The sequence below is a fragment of the Roseateles sp. GW821-FHT09H11 genome (genome assembly GCF_059415845.1).
In genome coordinates this window covers 106,113-124,266 of sequence record NZ_JBWKOA010000006.1, presented here as the reverse complement: position 1 = coordinate 124,266, position 18,154 = coordinate 106,113, and the positions used below count along the sequence as shown (strand labels likewise).

The window sequence follows — 18,154 nt, the reverse complement described above, 5'->3', positions numbered from 1 at the left end:
GCGGCTGTAGCTCAGTTGGATAGAGTACTTGGCTACGAACCAAGGGGTCGTGGGTTCGAATCCTGCCAGCCGCACCAGAAAAACTGTTGAATGTCCGGGTCACCGGAGATTCGGCAAGCAAAAGAAAAAGTAACAACAAAAACCTGGGATCGCTTCCACGACGGCGGTTCCTGATCAGTAAAAGTCGAGCGGCTGTAGCTCAGTTGGATAGAGTACTTGGCTACGAACCAAGGGGTCGTGGGTTCGAATCCTGCCAGCCGCACCAAATCGAAACGCCAGCGTTGAAAGACGCTGGCGTTTTTCTTTGTCCGACGCATTTTCGGATTTCCGCTGATTCCCCGTGAAATCCATGCGTGAGACAGATGAATGACCGCGGGGGATTATCTTGGGCGAATATCGTCCGCACCGAATAACTCCTGCGGGAAACCGTTCTCGGTGACCGGAGGACCTGGCCGGGCTGGCGTGCGGGAGAGTTTCGGTGCCGGCATCGGCCACGCCAGTCCGTCCTGCATGAAGAAGTTGCGGCGGGCCTGCTGATGGGCATGCAAGGGCGCTTCAGCGGCGGTCAGTACCGGTGCGACGCAGGCGTCGCTTCCTTCGAACGCAGCCACCCAGTGCGCGAGCGGCTCCTGCCGGATCCGCGTGGCGACCGCCTCGCGCAACGCCGGCCAATGCGCGGGATCGTCCTGGGACGTCGCCGGGAGGCCAAGCCGCGCCATGAGTTCCTGCTGGAAGGGCGCTTCGATCGCCCCCAGCGACAGCCAGCGACCGTCCGCGCATTCGAAGCAATCGTAGAAATGCGAGCGATGCAGGAAGAGGTTGCGCGACGGATCGTCGTCCCACCGGCCGCCGGCGCGCAGCGCCTGGATGAGGGTCCCCATGTAGCCGACGCCGTCGACGATCGCCGCGTCCACGACCTGCCCCCGGCCTGACAGGCGCGACTCCCACAACGCGCACATCAGTCCGAAGAGCATCGTCAACGCGCCGCCGCCGATGTCGCCCAGCAGGGTGGCCGGTAGCGCGGGCGCCTGGCCGGGACGCGCCGCGAAGGGCATCAGGCCGCTCAGCGCGACATAGTTGATGTCATGGCCGGCACGCTGCGCCATCGGCCCTGTCTGGCCCCAACCGGTGAGCCGGGCGTAAACCAGCCTGGGGTAGGCTGCCTGCAGCGTGTCCGGGCCCAATCCGAGCCTTTCCATCACGCCCGGCCGAAAGCCTTCGATCAGCGCGTCGGCACCAGCGACGATCTCGCGCACCCGAGCCAGACCGGCGGGTGATTTCAGATCCGCCTGCACGACGGTCTTGCCGCGATTCAGCGCCGCGCCGCCACCGAGCCGGGTTTCGCCGCCCGGGCGCTCGACGACGGTCACATCGGCGCCGAAATCGGCCAGCACGAGCCCTGCGAAGGGCGCGGGGCCGATGCCGGCGAACTCGACGATTCGCAATCCGCTCAAGGGCCCGCTCGCGCCCGGGTCCGTGGTGTCGTTCATGCCGCGCCTTCCCTGGGGATGTGGAGTCGTCACACCATAGCGTGTTGAGGCCTGATTCTCTGGACCGCTGGACGACGACACGATCAGGGCAGGCCCGGTGCGCGACACAATAGCCTCATGAGCAAGGCATTCACGAAGGAATCCGAGAGCGACGACGATGACGACGGCCCGTCGCTGCCCGCATTGCCCCAGGGCTCGCGCAACTACATGACGCCGGAGGGTTACGCCCGGCTGCGCGCCGAGTTCATGCAGCTGCTGGACGTCGAGCGCCCGAAGATCGTCGAGATCGTCTCCTGGGCCGCGAAGAACGGCGACCGCTCGGAGAACGGCGACTACCTCTACGGCAAGAAGCGGCTGCGCGAGATCGACCGCCGTCTGCGCTTCCTGACGAAGCGGCTGGACATCGCCGAGGTCGTCGACCCCAGCGCCCATCACGGCAGCGACCAGGTGTTCTTCGGCGCGACCGTGACCTACGCCAATTCGAAAGGCGAGGAGCGGACCATCACCATCAAGGGCATCGACGAGTCGGACAGCCTGGCGGGCGAGGTGAGCTGGGTGTCGCCGATCGCGCGCACGCTGCTGAAGGCGCGCGAGGGCGATGAACTGCAGCTGGTGACGCCGGTCGGCGTGGAGCCGATCGAGGTTGTCGAGGTCCGCTACCCGACGCCCGCCAAGCCCGGCGCCTGATCAGGGCTTCACGCGCCACGCTCGCATCACGGCGCTCGAGCGCTTGAGCGTGCGCAGCGCGTCGGCCAGGTGCAGCCGGTCGCGCACCGCCAGGAGCAGCGTCATCTCCGCCGTCTCGCGCTGCTGGGAGTCGTCGCTCATCGCGATGTGGGTGATGTCGGCCTCGGCGCTGCTGACGGCGGTCGCGATCTGCGCCAGCACGCCCTTGCCGTTGCGCATCAGCACGCCGACCTCCGCCTCGAAGCTGCGGCTCAGTTCCTCGCCCCAGCCGACGGCGATCCAGTGCTCGCTGTCGCGCTGGAACAGGCGTCTTCCGACCGAGCACTCGGCCGTGTGCACCACCAGCCCCTCGCCGCGGCCGAGGTAGCCCTTGATGTCGTCGCCAGGAATCGGCCGGCAGCAGGTGGCCAGCCGCACCGATGCGCCCTCGCTGCCGTCGATCAAGACCTGACCCTGCGCCGGTGCGTCATCGGTGGCGAAACGGCCCATCGTCAGCAGCACCGCGTCGGGCCGCTGGCCCTGGTCGGACAGCGTGCGCGCCAGCTTCTTCGCGACGATCGTCGCGATCTTGCGCCCCAGGCCGATCTCGACGAGGAGCTCGTCGACATGCCGGTTGCCCGCCCAGCGGGCCAGGTCCTGCCACAGCGCGGCGGCGGTCTCGTCCTCGGGCTGCAGGCTGGGCAGCGCCAGGCCTTCGGCGCGCAGCGCCTGGGCCAGCATCTTGTGGCCGAGCTCGCGGGATTCCTCCTGCTCCAGGTTCTTCAGGAAGTGCCGGATCTTGGAGCGCGCCCGGCCGGTGCGCACGAAACTCAGCCAGGCCGGATTCGGCCGCGCGCCGGCGGCGGTGACCACCTCGATCACGTCCCCGCTGCGCAGCTCGGTGCGCAGCGGCACGGGCTCGCCGTTGACCTTGGCGGCGACGCAATGGTCGCCCACGTCCGAGTGGATCGCGTAGGCGAAGTCCACCGGCGTCGCGCCCTTGGGCAGCGCCATGATCTTGGACTTCGGCGTGAACACGTAGACCGCGTCCGGGAACAGGTCGATCTTGACGTGCTCGAGGAATTCGGTCGCGTCGCGGGTCTCGTCCTGGATGTCCAGCAGCGACTGCAGCCAGCGCGATCCCAGTTGCTGCGCGCCCTTGGCGTCGCCCTTGCTCTTGTACAGCCAGTGCGCGGCCACGCCCTTCTCGGCGACCATGTGCATCGCCTCGGTGCGCATCTGGAATTCCACCGGCGTGCCGAGCGGGCTGACCAGCGTCGTGTGCAGCGACTGGTAGCCGTTGGGCTTGGGAATGGCGACGTAGTCCTTGAAGCGGCCCGGCTGCGGTTTGTAGAGCTGGTGCAGCACGCCCAGCGACCAGTAGCACTGCGGCAGGTCCTGCACGATGACGCGGAAGCCGAAGATGTCGCTGACCTGCGCGAAGCTCAGGTGCTTCTCTCTCATCTTCTTGTAGATGCTGAACAGCGTCTTCTCGCGGCCCTGGATCTCGACGCGCAGGTTGGCCTCGGCGAAGGCCTTCTGCACATCGCGCTCGATGCGCGACACCAGGTCGCGCCGGTGACCGCGCGCCTTCGTGACGGCCTTGGCCAGCGCGCCGTGGCGCCACGGGTGGATGTACTGGAACGACAGTTCCTGCAGTTCCCGGTAGATCTCGTTGAGGCCGAGCCGGTGGGCGATGGGGGCGTAGATGTCGAGCGTCTCGCGGGCGATGCGTCGTCGCTTGTCGAACGCCATGTGCTGCATCGTGCGCATGTTGTGCAGGCGGTCGGCCAGCTTGATCAGGATGACGCGGACGTCCCGCGCCATCGCCAGCAGCATCTTGCGGAAGCTCTCCGCCTGCGATTCCTCGCGGGTCGAGAACTGCAGCTTGTCCAGCTTGGTCAGGCCGTCGACCAGTTCCGCGGTCGGCGCCTCGAAGCGTTCGATCAGCTCGGTCTTGGTGACGCCGCAATCCTCCATCGCGTCGTGCATCAGCGCGGCCATGATGGCCTGCGCGTCCAGGCGCCAGTCGGCGCACAGGCCGGCGACAGCGATCGGATGGGTGATGTAGGGCTCGCCGCTGGCCCGGAACTGGCCCAGATGGGCCTCGTCCGCGAACTTGTAGGCCTCCCGGATGCGCTTGACGTCGGCCTTGGGGAGGTAGTGCAGGCGATCCACGAGCGCGTCGAACGAGGACGCCTCGGCGGCCGTGTCCGGCGTGGCCTTGGGGCCTGCCAGTCCGGTCAGACCTGGAATGTGAGCGGTTGCGAAGGAGCGGAGACCCATGCGTTGCAATTTAACCGAAGGCGACAGGGGTTTCCGGTGAGTGGGCTTGCGGGCTCGAAGCTCCTTCCCGCACGGGATTAGGGGTTTATCCCTATCAAGAAAGTGCGAAAGGCGCGGACTGAGGCCTAAAGTCCGGAGATCGCCCGCCGATAAACCGATCATGCCCTGAAAGGGCGTTGGCCCGGGACGTGTCCCGGTCCCGGCATCCGCTGGCCGAAATGTGCGGACACCTCGCGGGAGGCTCGCCATGATTGCTGCCCTGAACAACTCGACGAATGTGAACGGACCCGGTGCGAGCACCGGGCAGTCGGCCCGCGTGCGCGAAGCCGATGTCTACGACCCCTCGACCGCTTCGCAGGCCGAGGCGTCCGCCGTGGTGAGCCTGTCACCGCAGGCGACCAGCCTGGCGGCCTCCGGCACGGCGGCGCCGGCTCAGACGCCGTCCGCTCAGACGCCGTCCGCTCAAACGCCGTCCGCTCAAACGGCGCCCGCTCAAGTGGCGTCGACCCAAACGGCCTCAGTTCAAGCGCCGACACCGGCACCGGCGCCGGCCGCCCCCACGACCGTGACGGCGCAGAGCACCTCCTTCCAGCCGTCGAATGCCCGGGCCGCCGTGGTGTCCGAGGACGAGAAGTTCCCCGAGCCGATCAGCCTGGTGCCCAACCTGGTGTATGCCGAAGCCGATTCCGACCAGAACGGCGTGATTTCGCCGTCGGAGCGTCGGGCCTACGACGTCCTCCATCCCACGCTGGGCCAGCGCCCGGCGGACGTGCCGCCCAAGCGCGTCGTCGACGCCGAGCTGCGCGAGTACACCTCGATCGCGAACAACCAGTTCTGAAGCCCGGGCCCATCGCCCGATTGGGGGATCCGGGACGGACTCCCCCTTCCGAGGGCCCTCCTCAGTTGGGTATGCATCGCGCGTTGCAGCGCGCACAGTCGACTCCATCGCGGCTCCCGACGAGCTGCCTGTCGTTGAAGGAGTCAGCCATGCACTTCGCCGAAATCGAGACCGGGGACTACCGCATCTATGCCGGCGCGATCGAACGTCCGCGCCAGTTCGGCTATGTGGCGGCGGTCGTCGTGGTGCGGACGGGCCACAGCGAGGCGGTGAACAAGCGCGAGGCCTTCCGTGACGAGAACCTGGCCGGCGGCTACGGCTGGGCGACGCCGGCGGAGGCGCTGCGCTTCGCCATCAATGCCGGCAAGGAAGCGGTGATGTGCCGGATCGGGATGTACGCATGAACGCGGCCGGCCCGTTCGAGGACGGCCTGTCCGACGACTGCTCCGACGACTTCTCCGACGCCCCCCTGTCCGACGACAGGCTGTTCGAAGATTTCTTGACCACGCTGCCGCGAGTGGGGGCGATTGCCGGCCCGGTCTTCGTGGCTCAAGCGGCCCATCCCGTGCTTCGTCGCGTGAGAGCCGGCCCGCGCTTGGATCGTCGCGGCGGGCCCGCTATCGTGCGGGCATGTCGACCCCGGTCCTCCCTGTCAGCCCCGTCGAGCCTCCGCACCCGGCCTGGCATGGTTTCGTCTCCTACCTGACGCCCCAGCGCGTCCTGCTGGCCCTGGCGCTGGCCACCGTCTTCGCGCTGGCGCTGCAACCGATCTTCATCACGCCGTTCCCGGTCCTGCTGGGGCGGACGATGTTCGTGGGCATGCTGGCGCTGCTGGCGTTCTCCGCGGCCGGGCAATGGCCGCGCCGTCTGCCGCGCTGGTGGGCGCGCTGGCTGTTCCAGGTCGTCGTCGTGGCGGCGGCGGTGCCGCTGGCCACGTTGGCGGTCTACATGGTCGCCGTCGGCGGCGACTTTTCCAGCTTCGTCGAGTCCGAATCCCGGATGCTCGGCTTCCTCTGGATCGCGGGTTCGGGCCTGGTGGTCGGGCCGCTGCTGGCGATGGGCGCGCTCTACCGCCAGCGGGACGCCGAAGCCCGCAACCAGGCGCTCAGCTTCGAGCTCGAACGGAGCGAGCTGGAGCGCCAGGCGCTGGACGCCCGCCTGCGGCTGCTGCAAGCGCAGGTGGAGCCGCATTTCCTGTTCAACACGCTGGCCAATGTCCGTGCGCTGGTGGAGACCGGTTCGCCGCAAGCCGCACCGGTGCTGCGGAGCCTGATCGCCTACCTGCGTGCGGCGATGCCGAGGCTGCAAGGCGATGCCACGACGCTGTCGGACGAGGTGGCGCTGGTCCGTGCCTACCTTGAGCTGATGCATCTGCGGATGCCGGACCGGCTGGATTACGTCGTCGAGCTGCCGCCGGAACTCGGCGGCCTGCGGTTTCCGCCCATGGCGCTGCTGACGCTGGTCGAGAACGCCGTGCGCCACGGCATCGATCCGAGCGAGGAGGGCGGCCGCATCGAGGTCGGCGGCGCGCTGCACGACGGGCAGGTCCGGCTGTGGGTCAGCGATTCCGGTGTCGGCATGACGCAGAGCATGGGCAGCGGCACCGGACTGCGCAACCTGCGCGAGCGGCTGACGCTGTTCTACGGCCTCGGCGCCACGCTGGCGCTCACCGAGAATCTGCCGCACGGCCTGTGCGCCGAACTGCGCTTCACGCCGCAATGACATGAGCTTCTCCACCCACTCCGCCCACGCGCCGACGGCCCTGATCGCCGATGACGAACCGCTGCTCCGCGACAGCCTGCAGCGCAGTCTCGGCTTGCTGTGGCCGGAGTTGCGCGTCGTCGCGCAGGCGCGCAACGGACGCGAAGCGGTCGAGATGTTCGAAGTCCATCGGCCCGACATCGCCTTCCTCGACGTCCACATGCCGGGCCTGAACGGGATGGAAGCGGCGCGGCAGATCGCGCGCCAGGCGCAGGTGGTGTTCGTGACCGCCTTCGAGGAATATGCGCTGCAGGCCTTCGAGCGCGGCGCGATCGACTACCTGGTCAAACCGGTCGACGAGGTTCGCCTTGCCGACACGGTCGGGCGGCTCAAGGAGCGTCTGGCCGAATCGCCCCGGCGATCGCGCGCGGAGGGGAGTCAGGCGGCGCTCGAAGCCGTCATCGACGAGCTCGCCCGGCGCATGGCCCGTCCGCCGGGCGCGCCTGCGCCGACGGCCGGCGGCCTGGCGACCGACACCGGACCGCTGCAATGGATCCGAGCCTCGGTGGGCTCGACGTTGAAGCTGATCCCGGTCGACGACATCCTGTTCCTGCGATCGGATGAGAAGTACACGCTGGTCGTCACCGCGGAGGGGGAGGCCCTCATCCGCACGCCGATCCGCGAGTTGATCGAGCGGCTCGACGCGCAGCGCTTCGTGCAGGTCCATCGCTCGGTCGTCGTGAACCTGCACGCGATCAGTCACGTCACGCGTGGTCCCAATGAAACGGCGGACCTCCACCTGAAGGCCCGCCCCGAAGTGCTGCCGGTCAGCCGCAGTTATCTGCACCTGTTCCGGCAGATGTGAGACGGGCCGGCAGCGGGGACCGGCGTGGCCGGTCCCGCGGGGCTCAGCGCCCGGGTTGCGCCTGTTCCAGTGGCTGCGGCGCGGCGGGCAGCGGCACCTGCTGCGCCTTGCCCTGCACGACGACGGGTTCCAGCTGCCACATCGGGGCGGCGACGTTGACCATCTGAACGACGGCCATCACGGCCACCGCGATGATCGCGACCATCAAGGCCGTGTGCATGGCGCCGTCGGAGAAACGGTGCAGTTCGTGCTCGTCGTTGGTCGATGGCCTGTGTCGCGCCAAGGCGCGCCAGCCGTTCCACGCTTGAGAGAGTCGGGTGTCCATGGTCTCTGCTCCTCGTCGACAACCTGGAACAAGTCTAGGTGGCGGCCCGGAGCGCTTCCAGCGAGGCCGGACGTAAAAAAGCGCGGATCAACCGCGCTTTTCCGCCATCCGTCGCATGGACGGTCTGGCGATCAACGTTGCAGCGCCTCGGTGCGGGTGTTCAGCCATGCCAGCGCCTCGCCGTCGACCAGTGGCGCCAGGCGGCGGCGCACTTCGGCGTGATACGCATTCAGCCATGCCAGTTCGTCTTCCGACAGCAAGGCCAGCGCGATGCAACGCGTGTCGATCGGGCACAGCGTCAGCGTCTCGAACGCCAGCATCTCGCCGAACTGCCCCTTTTCGGGGGTGTCGAAGGCCACGTTCAGCACCAGGTTCTCGATTCGCACCCCCCATTGGCCGGGGCGATAGAGGCCAGGTTCGATCGACGTGATCATGCCGGGCTCCATGGCCATGTTCGCATCGGGCACGGCCTTCGAGATGCTCTGCGGGCCTTCATGGACGTTCATGAAGTAGCCGACGCCGTGGCCGGTCCCGTGGCCGTAGTCCAGGCCGTAGGCCCACAGCGGGGCGCGGGCGATGGCGTCGAGCATCGGGCTCAGCGTGCCGCGGGGGAAGGCGGTGCGCGACAGCGCGATCGTGCCCTTGAGTACCAGCGTGTAGTCGCGCTTGTGGTCGTCGGTGATGGTGCCGATCGGCCAGACGCGGGTGATGTCGGTCGTGCCGCCGAGGTACTGGCCGCCCGAGTCGATCAACAGCAGGCCGTTGCCGTCGATCTGGGAGAAGGACTCCGGCACCGCGCGGTAATGCGGCATCGCGCCATTGGCGTTGAAGCCGGCGATCGTCGAGAACGACAGGCCGACGAAGCCGGGGCGCTTGGCGCGCTCGGCGGTCAGGCGTTCGTCGATGGTGAGTTCGGAGATTGCCTCGCCGCGTGCCATCGCCGCTTCGAACCAGGCGTAGAACGCGCACATCGCGGCGCCGTCCTGCTCCATCGCCTGACGGATGAACTGCGCTTCGGCCGCGTTCTTGCGGCTCTTCAGCAGGGTGCTGGGGTTGATGGCCTCGATGACGGTCGCCGACGCGGGCAGCGCCTCGCGCAGGCCGAGCGTGACGCGGCGCGGATCGATCAGCACCTTGGCATCCGCGGGCAGGGCGCCCAGCGAAGCGCGGGCGTCGGCATAAGGCGCAAGGCGCACGCCGTCGGCCGAGAGACGCTGCTCGAGGGCCGCGTCGATCTTGCCGGGTTGCACGAACAGCGTCGCGCCGTTCTTGTCGAGCAGCGCATGCGCCAGGAACACCGGGTTGTAGGTGACGTCCGAGCCGCGCAGGTTGAACAGCCAGGCGACGTCGTCGACGCTGGAGATCAGGTGGTGCGAGGCGCCGTGCCTGGCCATGCCTTCGCGGACCTGCTGGAGCTTGTCGGCGCGACTGACGGTGGCTTGCGGCGAGGCGTGTTCGTAGATGGGGGCGTCGGGCAGTCCGGGGCGGTCGTCCCAGGCCTGGTCGATCAGGTCGATGGCGGTGTTGATCAGCACGCCCTTGGCGCCGAGCGCGGCGCGCAGCTGCTGGGCCACTGCAAGGCCGAGCACCTGGCCGTCGACGACCAGGGTCTGGCCGTTCTGGAGCTTGTCCGCGATCCAGGTGATGTGCTGGCTGGAGGCGCCGGTGGGGATCTTGAAGAGGTTGATGCCGCTGTTGGCGAGTTCGCGTTCGGCCGAGGTCCAGTAGCGGCTGTCGGCAAAGAGTTGGGCGTCATCCAGCGTGACGACCAGCGTGCCCATCGACCCGGTGAACCCGGAGAACACTTCGCGGGCTTGCCAGCGACGCGGCAGGTATTCGGAGAGATGCGGATCGGCCGAGGGGACGAGGATGGCGTGGGCGCCGGCGTTGCGCAGTGCGTCGCGCAATCTGGAGATGCGCAGCTTGATCTGGGAAAGGCGGGTATCCATGGCGGGCCTCGGCGGGTTGGCGAGCGGACCGTGGGTGACCGGATAGATCCCCACTTCGAAGTCCCCGAATTGTAGAAGCGACCGTCCCGCCCCCTCCAACGCGCGTGCGAGGTGTACCGGAGCGGGGCGGCCAGGCCCCCTTGACGGAACTTAAGGAGGGAATTTGGCGGCCGGGGCGGCCGCCAAAGGAGGGAGATGGAGTCAAGGGGGCCTGGTTGCCCCGCGAGCGCTCGGTCCCTGAATTCAGAGCTCCGTCCGCAACGCCCACAGCTCGGGAAACAGCACGACGTCGAGCATCTTGCGCAGGTAGCTGACGCCGCCCGTCCCGCCGGTGCCTCGCTTGAAGCCGATGACGCGCTCCACGGTCGTGACGTGGCGGAACCGCCAAAGCCGGAAGGCGTCTTCGAGGTCGACGAGTTCTTCGCCCATCTGGTAGAGGTCCCAGTGTGCTTTCGGATCGCGGTAGACCTCGAGCCACGCGGCCTTGACGCCGTCGTCGGCGGAGCGCGGCTGCGTCCAGTCGCGATCGAGCGCGGCGGCCGGCACGTCGATGCCGCGGCGCTTCAGCAGCCGCAGGACTTCGTCATACAGCGAGGGCGCTTCGTAAGCCGCCTGCACATCGGCCAGCAGATCGGCGCGATGCGCGTGCGGCTTGAGCATTGCGGCGTTCTTGTTGCCGAGCATGAACTCGATGCGCCGGTACTGCGCGCTCTGGAAGCCGCTGCTGTTGGAGAGGTAGGGCCGGATGGCCGAGTATTCCGGCGGCGTCATGGTGCTGAGCACGTCCCAGGCGTGGACGAGCTGCTCCATGATCCGCGACACCCGCGCCAGCATCTTGAAGGCTTCGGGCAACTGGTCCGAGGCCACGTGCGTCACCGCGCCGTGCAGCTCGTGCAGCATCAGCTTCATCCACAGCTCCGAGGTCTGGTGCTGGATGATGAAGAGCATCTCGTTGTGGTCGGGCGAGAGCGGGTGCTGCGCGCTCAGCACCTGATCCAGGCGCAGGTAGTCGCCGTAGCTCATGTCCTTGGAGAAATCGAGCTGCGCGCCTTCCTCGCGAACGATCGCTTCGCCGCCTTGCCCGGCTTCTTTCCCGGCGCCCGGTGCGCCCTTGTCGACGCCGTCCGAGGCCGCGCCGGAGCCATGTCCCATCGGGCAACTCATGTCACTGCCGCCTTCTTGTTGAAGCGCGCCTCGCGCCATTCCTCGGTGGCCAGCACCTGGTGCAGGTGCTCGACCGCGTCCCACGCGTCGGCGAAGCCGATGTACAGCGGCGTGAAGCCGAAGCGCAGGATGTGCGGCACCTCGTCGAGGCGCGTCGGGTCGCCCGCGCGGAAATCGCCGATCACGCCGCGCTCGATCAGCGCCTGCACGACCGCATAGCCGGTGGTCTCGTGCAGCGGTGCTTTCAGCGCCAGGCAGACCTGGCTGCCGCGCAGCACGGCGTCACGCGGCGAGACGACGTAGATGCCTTGCTCGCCGCAGCGTTGCTCGGCCAGACGCGCGAACAGCTCGGTCAGCGCGATCGACTTCTCGCGCAACGCCGCCATCCCGCCGAAGGGCTCTGCCGCGAGCAGCGTGTCCACGCCGCACTCCAGCGCCGCCGTCGAGAGGATCGCGGGCGTGCCGCAGATGTAGCGCTTGATGCCTGGCGCGGGCGCGTAGTTCGACGTGAACTGGAACGGCGATGCGTGACCCAGCCAGCCCGACAGGGGCTGCCAGAAGCGGTCCGCGTGGCGTGGATGCGCCCAGACGAAGGCGGCAGCGCCCGGACCGCCGTTGAGGTACTTGTAGCCGCAGCCGATGGCGAAGTCCGCATCCGCGCCGTTCAGGTCGACCGGGACCGCGCCCGCCGAGTGCGCGAGGTCCCACACCGTCAGCGCGCCGGCCGCGTGGGCCGCGGCGGTCACCGCCTTCATGTCGTGCTTGCGGCCGGTGCGGTAGTTGACCTCGGTGAGCATCAGCACCGCGAGCCGATCGTTCAGCAGCGAAGGAATCTCATCGACGTGGTCGACCAGGTGGAGCGTCATGCCGAACTGCTCGGCCAGGCTTTCCGCGATGTAGAGGTCGGTCGGGAAGTTGCTGCGTTCCGAGACGACGACCGTGCGGCGATGGCCGCCCGTGTCGGTCTCGTCCGCCTTGACGATGCGCAGCGCCGCGCTCAGCACCTTGTAGAGGTTGAGCGAGGTCGAATCCGCGACGATGGTCTCGCCAGGCTTTGCGCCGATCAGGCGACCGATCTTGTCGCCGATGCGCGAGGGCAGGTCGATCCAGCCGGCGGTGTTCCAGCTCTTGATCAGGTCGCGGCCCCATTCCTCGGCGATGACCTGCTGCACGCGCGCGGCGGTCGCCTTGGGCATCGCGCCGAGCGAATTGCCGTCCAGGTAGAGCGTGCCCGCGGGCAGCGAGAACTGGTCCTTCAACGGCGCCAGCGGATCGGCGGCGTCCAGGGCCAGGCAGTCTTGTCTTGTCGTCATCAATGGTCCAGATGAATTGGGAAGAGGAGTCACAGCGACCGCAGCACCGCGCGCACCGGCGACGCGCACGCGCCGGCCAGCTTCAGCGGCAGCGCGATCAGCTCATAGTCGCCCTCGGGCACCTCGTCGAGCACGAGGTTCTCCAGCACGCGCAGATCCAGACGCAGCAGCCGCTGATGACTGTCCAGCGTCTTGCTGGTCGCGGGATCGACGCTCGGCGTGTCGAGTCCGATCAGTTTCACGCCGCGCGCGGCGAGCCACTCGACGGTCTCCGGCGCATAGGCGCTGAAGTCGGGATTCCAGACCGTGTCCGCGCGCTCGTTGCAGCGCACCAGCACGCGCGCCGGCAGGTCCTGCCCGGCGTGTTCCAGATGCTCGATGCGGATCAGCGGTCCGCAGCCGATCGCATGGATCACGCGGCAGGGCCCGAGGTAGGGATCGAGCGCGACCTCCGCCGCGCTCGCGACGCCGTCGGCGTAATGCAAGGGCGCATCGGCATGCGCGCCCACGTGCGGCGACATCGTGATCGCGCTCAGGTTCACCGGACAGTCCGGCGACAGGCGGGCGGTCCACTTCAACGCGTAAGGCTCGTCGCCGGGAAAGATCGGCGCGTCGGGCGCCACCACCGGCGAGATGTCCCACAGCGATCGCCGAGGGGAAGGACTGGTTGACTTCATCTGCTGCTCCTGCCGGGCTTGCGGCACGACGGCGCGCACCTTAGCGCGGCGTCCTGGGCCGTGGTGTCGGTTAATTCCAACAAGGCCGGAGCGTTTGCGCAAGCCGCCCGGTCCGACGACGTCGATCGACTCAGGGTTATCTAGCGGCCCCTGATCGTTGACACTTCAACTATCAATGCCTAAAGTGATCCCGTCAAGCAGTCCTCGCCCGACGCTCGCCGGGTTTCCCACCATGCGTATCACCTGCATCGGCGGCGGTCCCGCCGGCCTGTACTTCGCGCTGCTGATGAAGCGGCAGAACCCGGCGCACGACGTGACGGTGCTGGAGCGCAACCGCGCCGGCGACACCTTCGGCTGGGGCGTGGTGTTCTCGGACCAGACGCTGGCCGCGCTGCGCGAGGCCGACCCGAAGACGGCCGAGCAGATCCTGCAGTCCTTCAACCACTGGGACGACATCGCCGTCCACATCGACGGACGCACGATGGTGTCCGGCGGCCACGGCTTCTGCGGCATCGGCCGGCGCAAGCTGCTGGACATCCTGCGCGAGCGCTGCGAGGAACTGGGCGTGGTCCTGCGCTACGAGACGGATGTCGCCGACGACGCGGACATCGACGCCGACCTGATCATCGCCGCCGACGGGCTCAACAGCCGCCTGCGCCAGAAGTACGCCGCGACCTACCAGCCCGACATCGACCTGCGGCACTGCCGCTTCGTCTGGCTGGGCACGACCAAGCTCTTCGACGCCTTCACCTTCGACTTCCAGAAGACGGAGTGGGGCTGGTTCCAGGCGCATGCCTACCGCTACGACGACACGCACTCGACCTTCATCGTCGAGACGCCGGAGTCGGTCTGGCAGGCCGCAGGCCTCGAGGGCATGAGCAAGGAAGAGGGCATCGCCTTCTGCGAGAAGCTCTTCGCCAAAGTGCTCGACGGCCATCCGCTGATCTCGAACGCGGCGCACCTGCGCGGCTCGGCGCAGTGGATCCGTTTCCCTCGCGTCGTCTGCAGGCGCTGGGTGCATCACAACGGTCGCGCGCCCGTGGTGCTGATGGGCGACGCGGCACACACGGCGCATTTCTCGATCGGCTCGGGCACCAAGCTCGCGCTGGAGGACGCCATCGCGCTGGCGCGCGACATCGAGCGTCACGGCGGCGGCGTCGACAGCCTGACCGCGGCGCTGGAGGAATACGAAGCCACGCGGTCGATCGACGTGCTGCGCATCCAGAACGCCGCGCGCAACTCGACGGAGTGGTTCGAGAACGTCGAGCGCCACGCGCGGCTGGCGCCGGAGCAGTTCGCGTACTCGCTGCTGACGCGCTCGCAGCGGATCTCGCACGAGAACCTGCGGCTGCGCGATGCGCGCTACGTCGGCGAGTACGAGACGTGGCTCTCGCGGCGCGCGGGCCTGGACCGCGCGGCGCCCCCGATGTTCACGCCGTTCACGCTGCGCGGCGTGAGCTTGAAGAACCGCGTCGTCGTGTCGCCGATGGCGCAGTACTCCTGCGAGGACGGCCAGCCCGGCGACTACCATCTGGCCCACCTCGGCGCCCGCGCGATGGGCGGCGCGGGGCTGGTGTTCGTCGAGATGACCTGTGTCTCGCCGGACGCCCGCATCACGCCGGGATGCCCGGGCCTGTGGAACGACGCGCAGCGCGACGGCTGGCGGCGCATCGTCGACCACGTGCATCGCAGCTCGACCGCGAAGATCGCGATGCAGCTCGGCCACGCCGGCGCGAAGGGCTCGACGCGCGTGGCCTGGGACGGCATCGACCAACCGCTGGACGAGGGCAACTGGCCGTTGATCTCGGCCTCGCCGCAGCAGTATCTGGACGGCGTCAGCCAGTGGTCGCGCGAGATGACCCGCGCGGACATGGACCGCGTCAAGGCGGACTTCGTCGCCGCGACGCGCCGGGCCGCCGAGGCCGGTTTCGACTGGCTGGAACTGCACTGCGCGCACGGCTACCTGCTGTCGAGTTTCCTGTCGCCGTTGACGAATCAGCGCGGCGATGCGTTCGGCGGCTCGCTGGAGAACCGCCTGCGTTATCCGCTGGAGGTCTTCGCCGCGATGCGCGCGGCATGGCCGCAGGACCGGCCGATGTCGGTGCGGATCTCCGCGAACGACTGGGTGCCCGGCGGCACGACGACCGAGGACGCGGTCGCCATGGCCGAGGCCTTCAAGGCCGCGGGGGCCGATCTGATCGATGTCTCCTCGGGCCAGGTGAGCAAACAGGAGAAGCCCCTCTACGGCCGCATGTGGCAGACGCCCTTCAGCGAGAGCGTGCGCAACCGCGCCGGCATCGCAACGATCGCGGTGGGGGCGATCTCGGAGGCGGACCACGTCAACAGCATCATCGCGGCCGGCCGCGCGGACCTCTGCGCGATCGCGCGGCCGCACCTGGCCAACCCGGCGTGGACACTGACCGAGGCGGCGAGGATCGGCTACCTGTCGGGCCCGGGCCTCGACTGGCCGGCGCAGTACCTCTCCGGCAAGAGCCAGATGGAGCGCGAGTTCGAACGCCAGCGCGCGACGGGCGGCGGGGCGGCCGCGCAGGAGCAGGCCAACCGGGCGCTCGGCGTCTGAGACGGGAACCACCGACATGAGCAACAAGTACCCGCTCGAAGGCCTGCACGCCGTCGTCACCGGCGGCGGCTCCGGCATCGGCGCGGCGATCGCGCAGGCGCTGATCGCCGACGGCGCGCGCGTCACGCTGATGGGCCGGCGCATCGACAAGCTGAAGGAACAGCGCGACAGGCTGAACATCGACGGCGGCCCGTCCGTCGAGCTGCAGGTCTGCGACGTCGGCGACGAGGCCAGCGTGCGCCAGGCCTTCGCGGCGGCGGTGGCCGCGGCCGGGCCGATCGACCTCCTGGTCAACAACGCCGGCCAGGTCGAGACGGCGCCGCTCGCGAAGACCTCGCTCGACACCTGGCAGCGCCTGCTCAACGTGAACCTCACCGGCAGCTTCCTGTGCAGCCGCGAGGTGCTTCCCGCGATGACCGAGCGCCGCTTCGGCCGCATCGTCAACGTCGCGAGCACCGCGGCGCTGAAGGGTTACGCCTACGTCGCGGCCTACTGCGCGGCCAAGCACGGCGTGCTCGGCCTCACGCGCGCGCTGGCGCTGGAGACGGCGCGCAAGGGCGTGACCGTCAACGCGGTCTGCCCGGGCTATACCGAGACTGACATCGTCGCCGGCGCGATCGACACCATCGTCGCCAAGACCGGCCGCACGCCGGATGAAGCGCGCGCCGAGTTGGCCTCGGCCAATCCACAAGGGCGGCTGATCGATCCGGCGGAGGTCGCCGCGTCGGTGGCGTGGCTGGCGCGCCGCGACAGCGGCTCGATCACGGGACAGGCGATCGCGGTCGCCGGCGGGGAGGTGATGTGATGCGCGATGCTGCACGAGATGCCACCCACGGTGCGACGCGCGCCGCGACGAAAGGGGCGGGTCCGGAGGTCGACGACGATCCGGGCGCGGAGTTCGGCCCCGACCTGGAATCGCGCATGCACGACGGCGATCACCAGGCGCTGCGGCTCTGGCTGCGTCTGCTGGCCTGCACGACGCGCATCGAGGACCAGATCCGTCAGCGCCTGCGCAACGACTTCGGCACGACGCTGCCGCGTTTCGACCTGCTTGCGCAGCTCGAGCGCAGTCCCGATGGCCTGACGATGCGCGAGTTGTCGCAGCGCCTGATGGTCACCGGCGGCAACGTCACCGGCATCACCGACCAGCTCGAGGCCGAGGGCCACGTCGTGCGCGAGCCGCATCCGTCGGACCGGCGCAGCGTCACGGTGCGGCTGACGCCGGCCGGGCGACGCCAGTTCAAGCGCATGGCCGCGACGCACGAGGGCTGGATCGTCGAGCTGCTGGCCGGCTGGCCGCCCGAACAGAAGACGCAGGTGTACGAACTGCTCGCGGGGTTGAAGGGCCACCTCGCGCAGCTCGACGCCGCCCGCAAATGAACCTCACCGGGCAATGACCGCCACCAGCGACTGATCGCCGCGGCGAACCCGGGAAAAACAGGAGTACCCATCGATGGACAGCCATCTCATCAGCGGCAACACGCGCAGCCTGACGGGCTTCGAGCCCCAACACTTCGCATGGCGCCAGGAAGGCGCCGTCGGCGTCATCACGCTGAACCGGCCCGAGCGCAAGAACCCGCTGACCTTCGAGTCCTATGCCGAGCTGCGCGACCTGTTCCGCACGCTGGCCTACGTGGACGAGGTGAACGCGATCGTCGTGCAGGGCGCGGGCGGCAACTTCTGCTCCGGCGGCGACGTGCACGAGATCATCGGCCCGCTGACGAAGATGGCGATGCCGGACCTGCTGGCGTTCACGCGCATGACGGGTGACCTGGTCAAGGCGATGCGCGCCTGCCCGCAGCCGGTGGTCGCCGCGATCGACGGCGTCTGCGCCGGCGCGGGCGCGATCATGGCGATGGCCTCGGACCTGCGCGTCGGCACGGCGCGCAGCAAGACCGCCTTCCTGTTCACCCGCGTCGGCCTGGCCGGCTGCGACATGGGCGCCTGCGCGCTGTTGCCGCGCATCGTCGGGCAGGGGCGCGCGTCGGACCTGCTCTACACGGGCCGCAGCCTGGGCGGCGAAGAGGCGCACCAGTGGGGGTTCCTCAACCGCATCGCCGAGCCGGACGCGCTGGAGGCTCAGGCCGTGGCCTGGGCCGCGGAGATCGCCGCCGGTCCGAACTTCGCGCATGCGATGACCAAGCGGATGCTGCACCAGGAGTGGACGATGGGCGTCGACGAGGCCATCGAGGCCGAGGCCCAGGCGCAGGCGATCTGCATGATGACGCAGGACTTCCACCGCGCGTACCACGCGTTCGTCGAGAAGCAGCGGCCCGAGTTCAAGGGCGATTGAGGACGG

16 protein-coding genes and 2 tRNA genes are annotated in these 18,154 nt (G+C 68.6%); 11 read left to right on the top strand and 7 right to left on the bottom strand.

The window, feature by feature from the left end; genetic code table 11:
- Window positions 1-77 (top strand) — tRNA-Arg (locus AC07PR_RS20040).
- A 111-nt stretch (window positions 78-188) separates the two neighbouring features.
- Window positions 189-265: transfer RNA gene (locus AC07PR_RS20035), tRNA-Arg, on the top strand.
- Between the two features lie 115 nt (window positions 266-380).
- Here AC07PR_RS20035 and AC07PR_RS20030 read toward each other — a convergent pair.
- Complete coding sequence (locus AC07PR_RS20030) at window positions 381-1,490, bottom strand: CaiB/BaiF CoA transferase family protein (RefSeq protein ID WP_495136333.1); 1,110 nt, start codon at window positions 1,488-1,490, stop codon at window positions 381-383.
- A gap of 117 nt (window positions 1,491-1,607) precedes the next feature.
- On the opposite strand from AC07PR_RS20030, the gene greB reads away from it, so the two are divergent.
- The gene (gene greB / locus AC07PR_RS20025; protein ID WP_377156230.1) at window positions 1,608-2,177 is read left to right on the top strand and encodes a transcription elongation factor GreB; all 570 of its coding nucleotides are present in this window, start codon (window positions 1,608-1,610) and stop codon (window positions 2,175-2,177) included.
- Here greB and AC07PR_RS20020 read toward each other — a convergent pair whose 3' ends face one another.
- On the bottom strand, window positions 2,178-4,442 hold the full coding sequence (locus AC07PR_RS20020) for a RelA/SpoT family protein (RefSeq protein ID WP_377156228.1): 2,265 nt from the start codon (window positions 4,440-4,442) through the stop codon (window positions 2,178-2,180).
- Between the two features lie 247 nt (window positions 4,443-4,689).
- Between AC07PR_RS20020 and AC07PR_RS20015 the strand changes: the two genes are divergently transcribed.
- From AC07PR_RS20015 to AC07PR_RS20000, 4 genes are all read left to right on the top strand, one after another.
- Complete coding sequence (locus tag AC07PR_RS20015; protein ID WP_495136332.1) at window positions 4,690-5,280, top strand: hypothetical protein; 591 nt, start codon at window positions 4,690-4,692, stop codon at window positions 5,278-5,280.
- 149 nt (window positions 5,281-5,429) lie between these two features.
- Window positions 5,430-5,684, top strand: coding sequence for a hypothetical protein (locus tag AC07PR_RS20010; protein WP_377156224.1), 255 nt, complete (start codon window positions 5,430-5,432; stop codon window positions 5,682-5,684).
- A gap of 226 nt (window positions 5,685-5,910) precedes the next feature.
- Window positions 5,911-7,002 carry a sensor histidine kinase gene (locus tag AC07PR_RS20005; RefSeq protein WP_431102510.1) on the top strand — a complete coding sequence of 364 codons (1,092 nt, stop codon included), beginning with the start codon at window positions 5,911-5,913 and terminating at the stop codon, window positions 7,000-7,002.
- Window position 7,003: 1 nt separating this feature from the next.
- Window positions 7,004-7,846, top strand: coding sequence for a LytR/AlgR family response regulator transcription factor (locus tag AC07PR_RS20000; RefSeq protein WP_495136331.1), 843 nt, complete (start codon window positions 7,004-7,006; stop codon window positions 7,844-7,846).
- Window positions 7,847-7,889: 43 nt separating this feature from the next.
- Here the strand turns inward: AC07PR_RS20000 and AC07PR_RS19995 are convergent, their stop codons facing one another.
- The 5 genes from AC07PR_RS19995 to kynB all read right to left on the bottom strand — a co-directional run bounded on the left by AC07PR_RS19995 (window position 7,890) and on the right by kynB (window position 13,274).
- Window positions 7,890-8,171, bottom strand: coding sequence for a hypothetical protein (locus AC07PR_RS19995; RefSeq protein WP_495136330.1), 282 nt, complete (start codon window positions 8,169-8,171; stop codon window positions 7,890-7,892).
- A gap of 131 nt (window positions 8,172-8,302) precedes the next feature.
- Window positions 8,303-10,120 (bottom strand): M24 family metallopeptidase, encoded by a 1,818-nt coding sequence (locus AC07PR_RS19990; RefSeq protein WP_495136329.1) that lies wholly within the window; start codon window positions 10,118-10,120, stop codon window positions 8,303-8,305.
- Between the two features lie 243 nt (window positions 10,121-10,363).
- Window positions 10,364-11,272 carry a tryptophan 2,3-dioxygenase gene (gene kynA / locus AC07PR_RS19985; protein WP_495136328.1) on the bottom strand — a complete coding sequence of 303 codons (909 nt, stop codon included), beginning with the start codon at window positions 11,270-11,272 and terminating at the stop codon, window positions 10,364-10,366.
- Between the two features lie 8 nt (window positions 11,273-11,280).
- Window positions 11,281-12,597: a kynureninase gene (gene kynU / locus AC07PR_RS19980; RefSeq protein WP_495136327.1), complete on the bottom strand. Its 1,317-nt coding sequence runs from the start codon at window positions 12,595-12,597 to the stop codon at window positions 11,281-11,283.
- 29 nt (window positions 12,598-12,626) lie between these two features.
- Window positions 12,627-13,274 carry an arylformamidase gene (gene kynB, locus AC07PR_RS19975; RefSeq protein WP_483105696.1) on the bottom strand — a complete coding sequence of 216 codons (648 nt, stop codon included), beginning with the start codon at window positions 13,272-13,274 and terminating at the stop codon, window positions 12,627-12,629.
- 232 nt (window positions 13,275-13,506) lie between these two features.
- Between kynB and AC07PR_RS19970 the strand changes: the two genes are divergently transcribed.
- The 4 genes from AC07PR_RS19970 to AC07PR_RS19955 all read left to right on the top strand — a co-directional run bounded on the left by AC07PR_RS19970 (window position 13,507) and on the right by AC07PR_RS19955 (window position 18,148).
- Complete coding sequence (locus tag AC07PR_RS19970) at window positions 13,507-15,855, top strand: bifunctional salicylyl-CoA 5-hydroxylase/oxidoreductase (protein WP_495136326.1); 2,349 nt, start codon at window positions 13,507-13,509, stop codon at window positions 15,853-15,855.
- A 16-nt stretch (window positions 15,856-15,871) separates the two neighbouring features.
- Window positions 15,872-16,660, top strand: coding sequence for an SDR family NAD(P)-dependent oxidoreductase (locus tag AC07PR_RS19965; protein WP_377156212.1), 789 nt, complete (start codon window positions 15,872-15,874; stop codon window positions 16,658-16,660).
- The gene (locus tag AC07PR_RS19960; protein WP_495136325.1) at window positions 16,660-17,235 is read left to right on the top strand and encodes a MarR family winged helix-turn-helix transcriptional regulator; all 576 of its coding nucleotides are present in this window, start codon (window positions 16,660-16,662) and stop codon (window positions 17,233-17,235) included. Before AC07PR_RS19965 ends, AC07PR_RS19960 begins: the two co-directional genes overlap by 1 nt.
- 73 nt (window positions 17,236-17,308) lie before the next feature.
- Window positions 17,309-18,148, top strand: a complete 840-nt coding sequence (locus AC07PR_RS19955; protein WP_495136324.1) for an enoyl-CoA hydratase family protein — start codon at window positions 17,309-17,311, stop codon at window positions 18,146-18,148.
- Window positions 18,149-18,154: the final 6 nt, after the last annotated feature.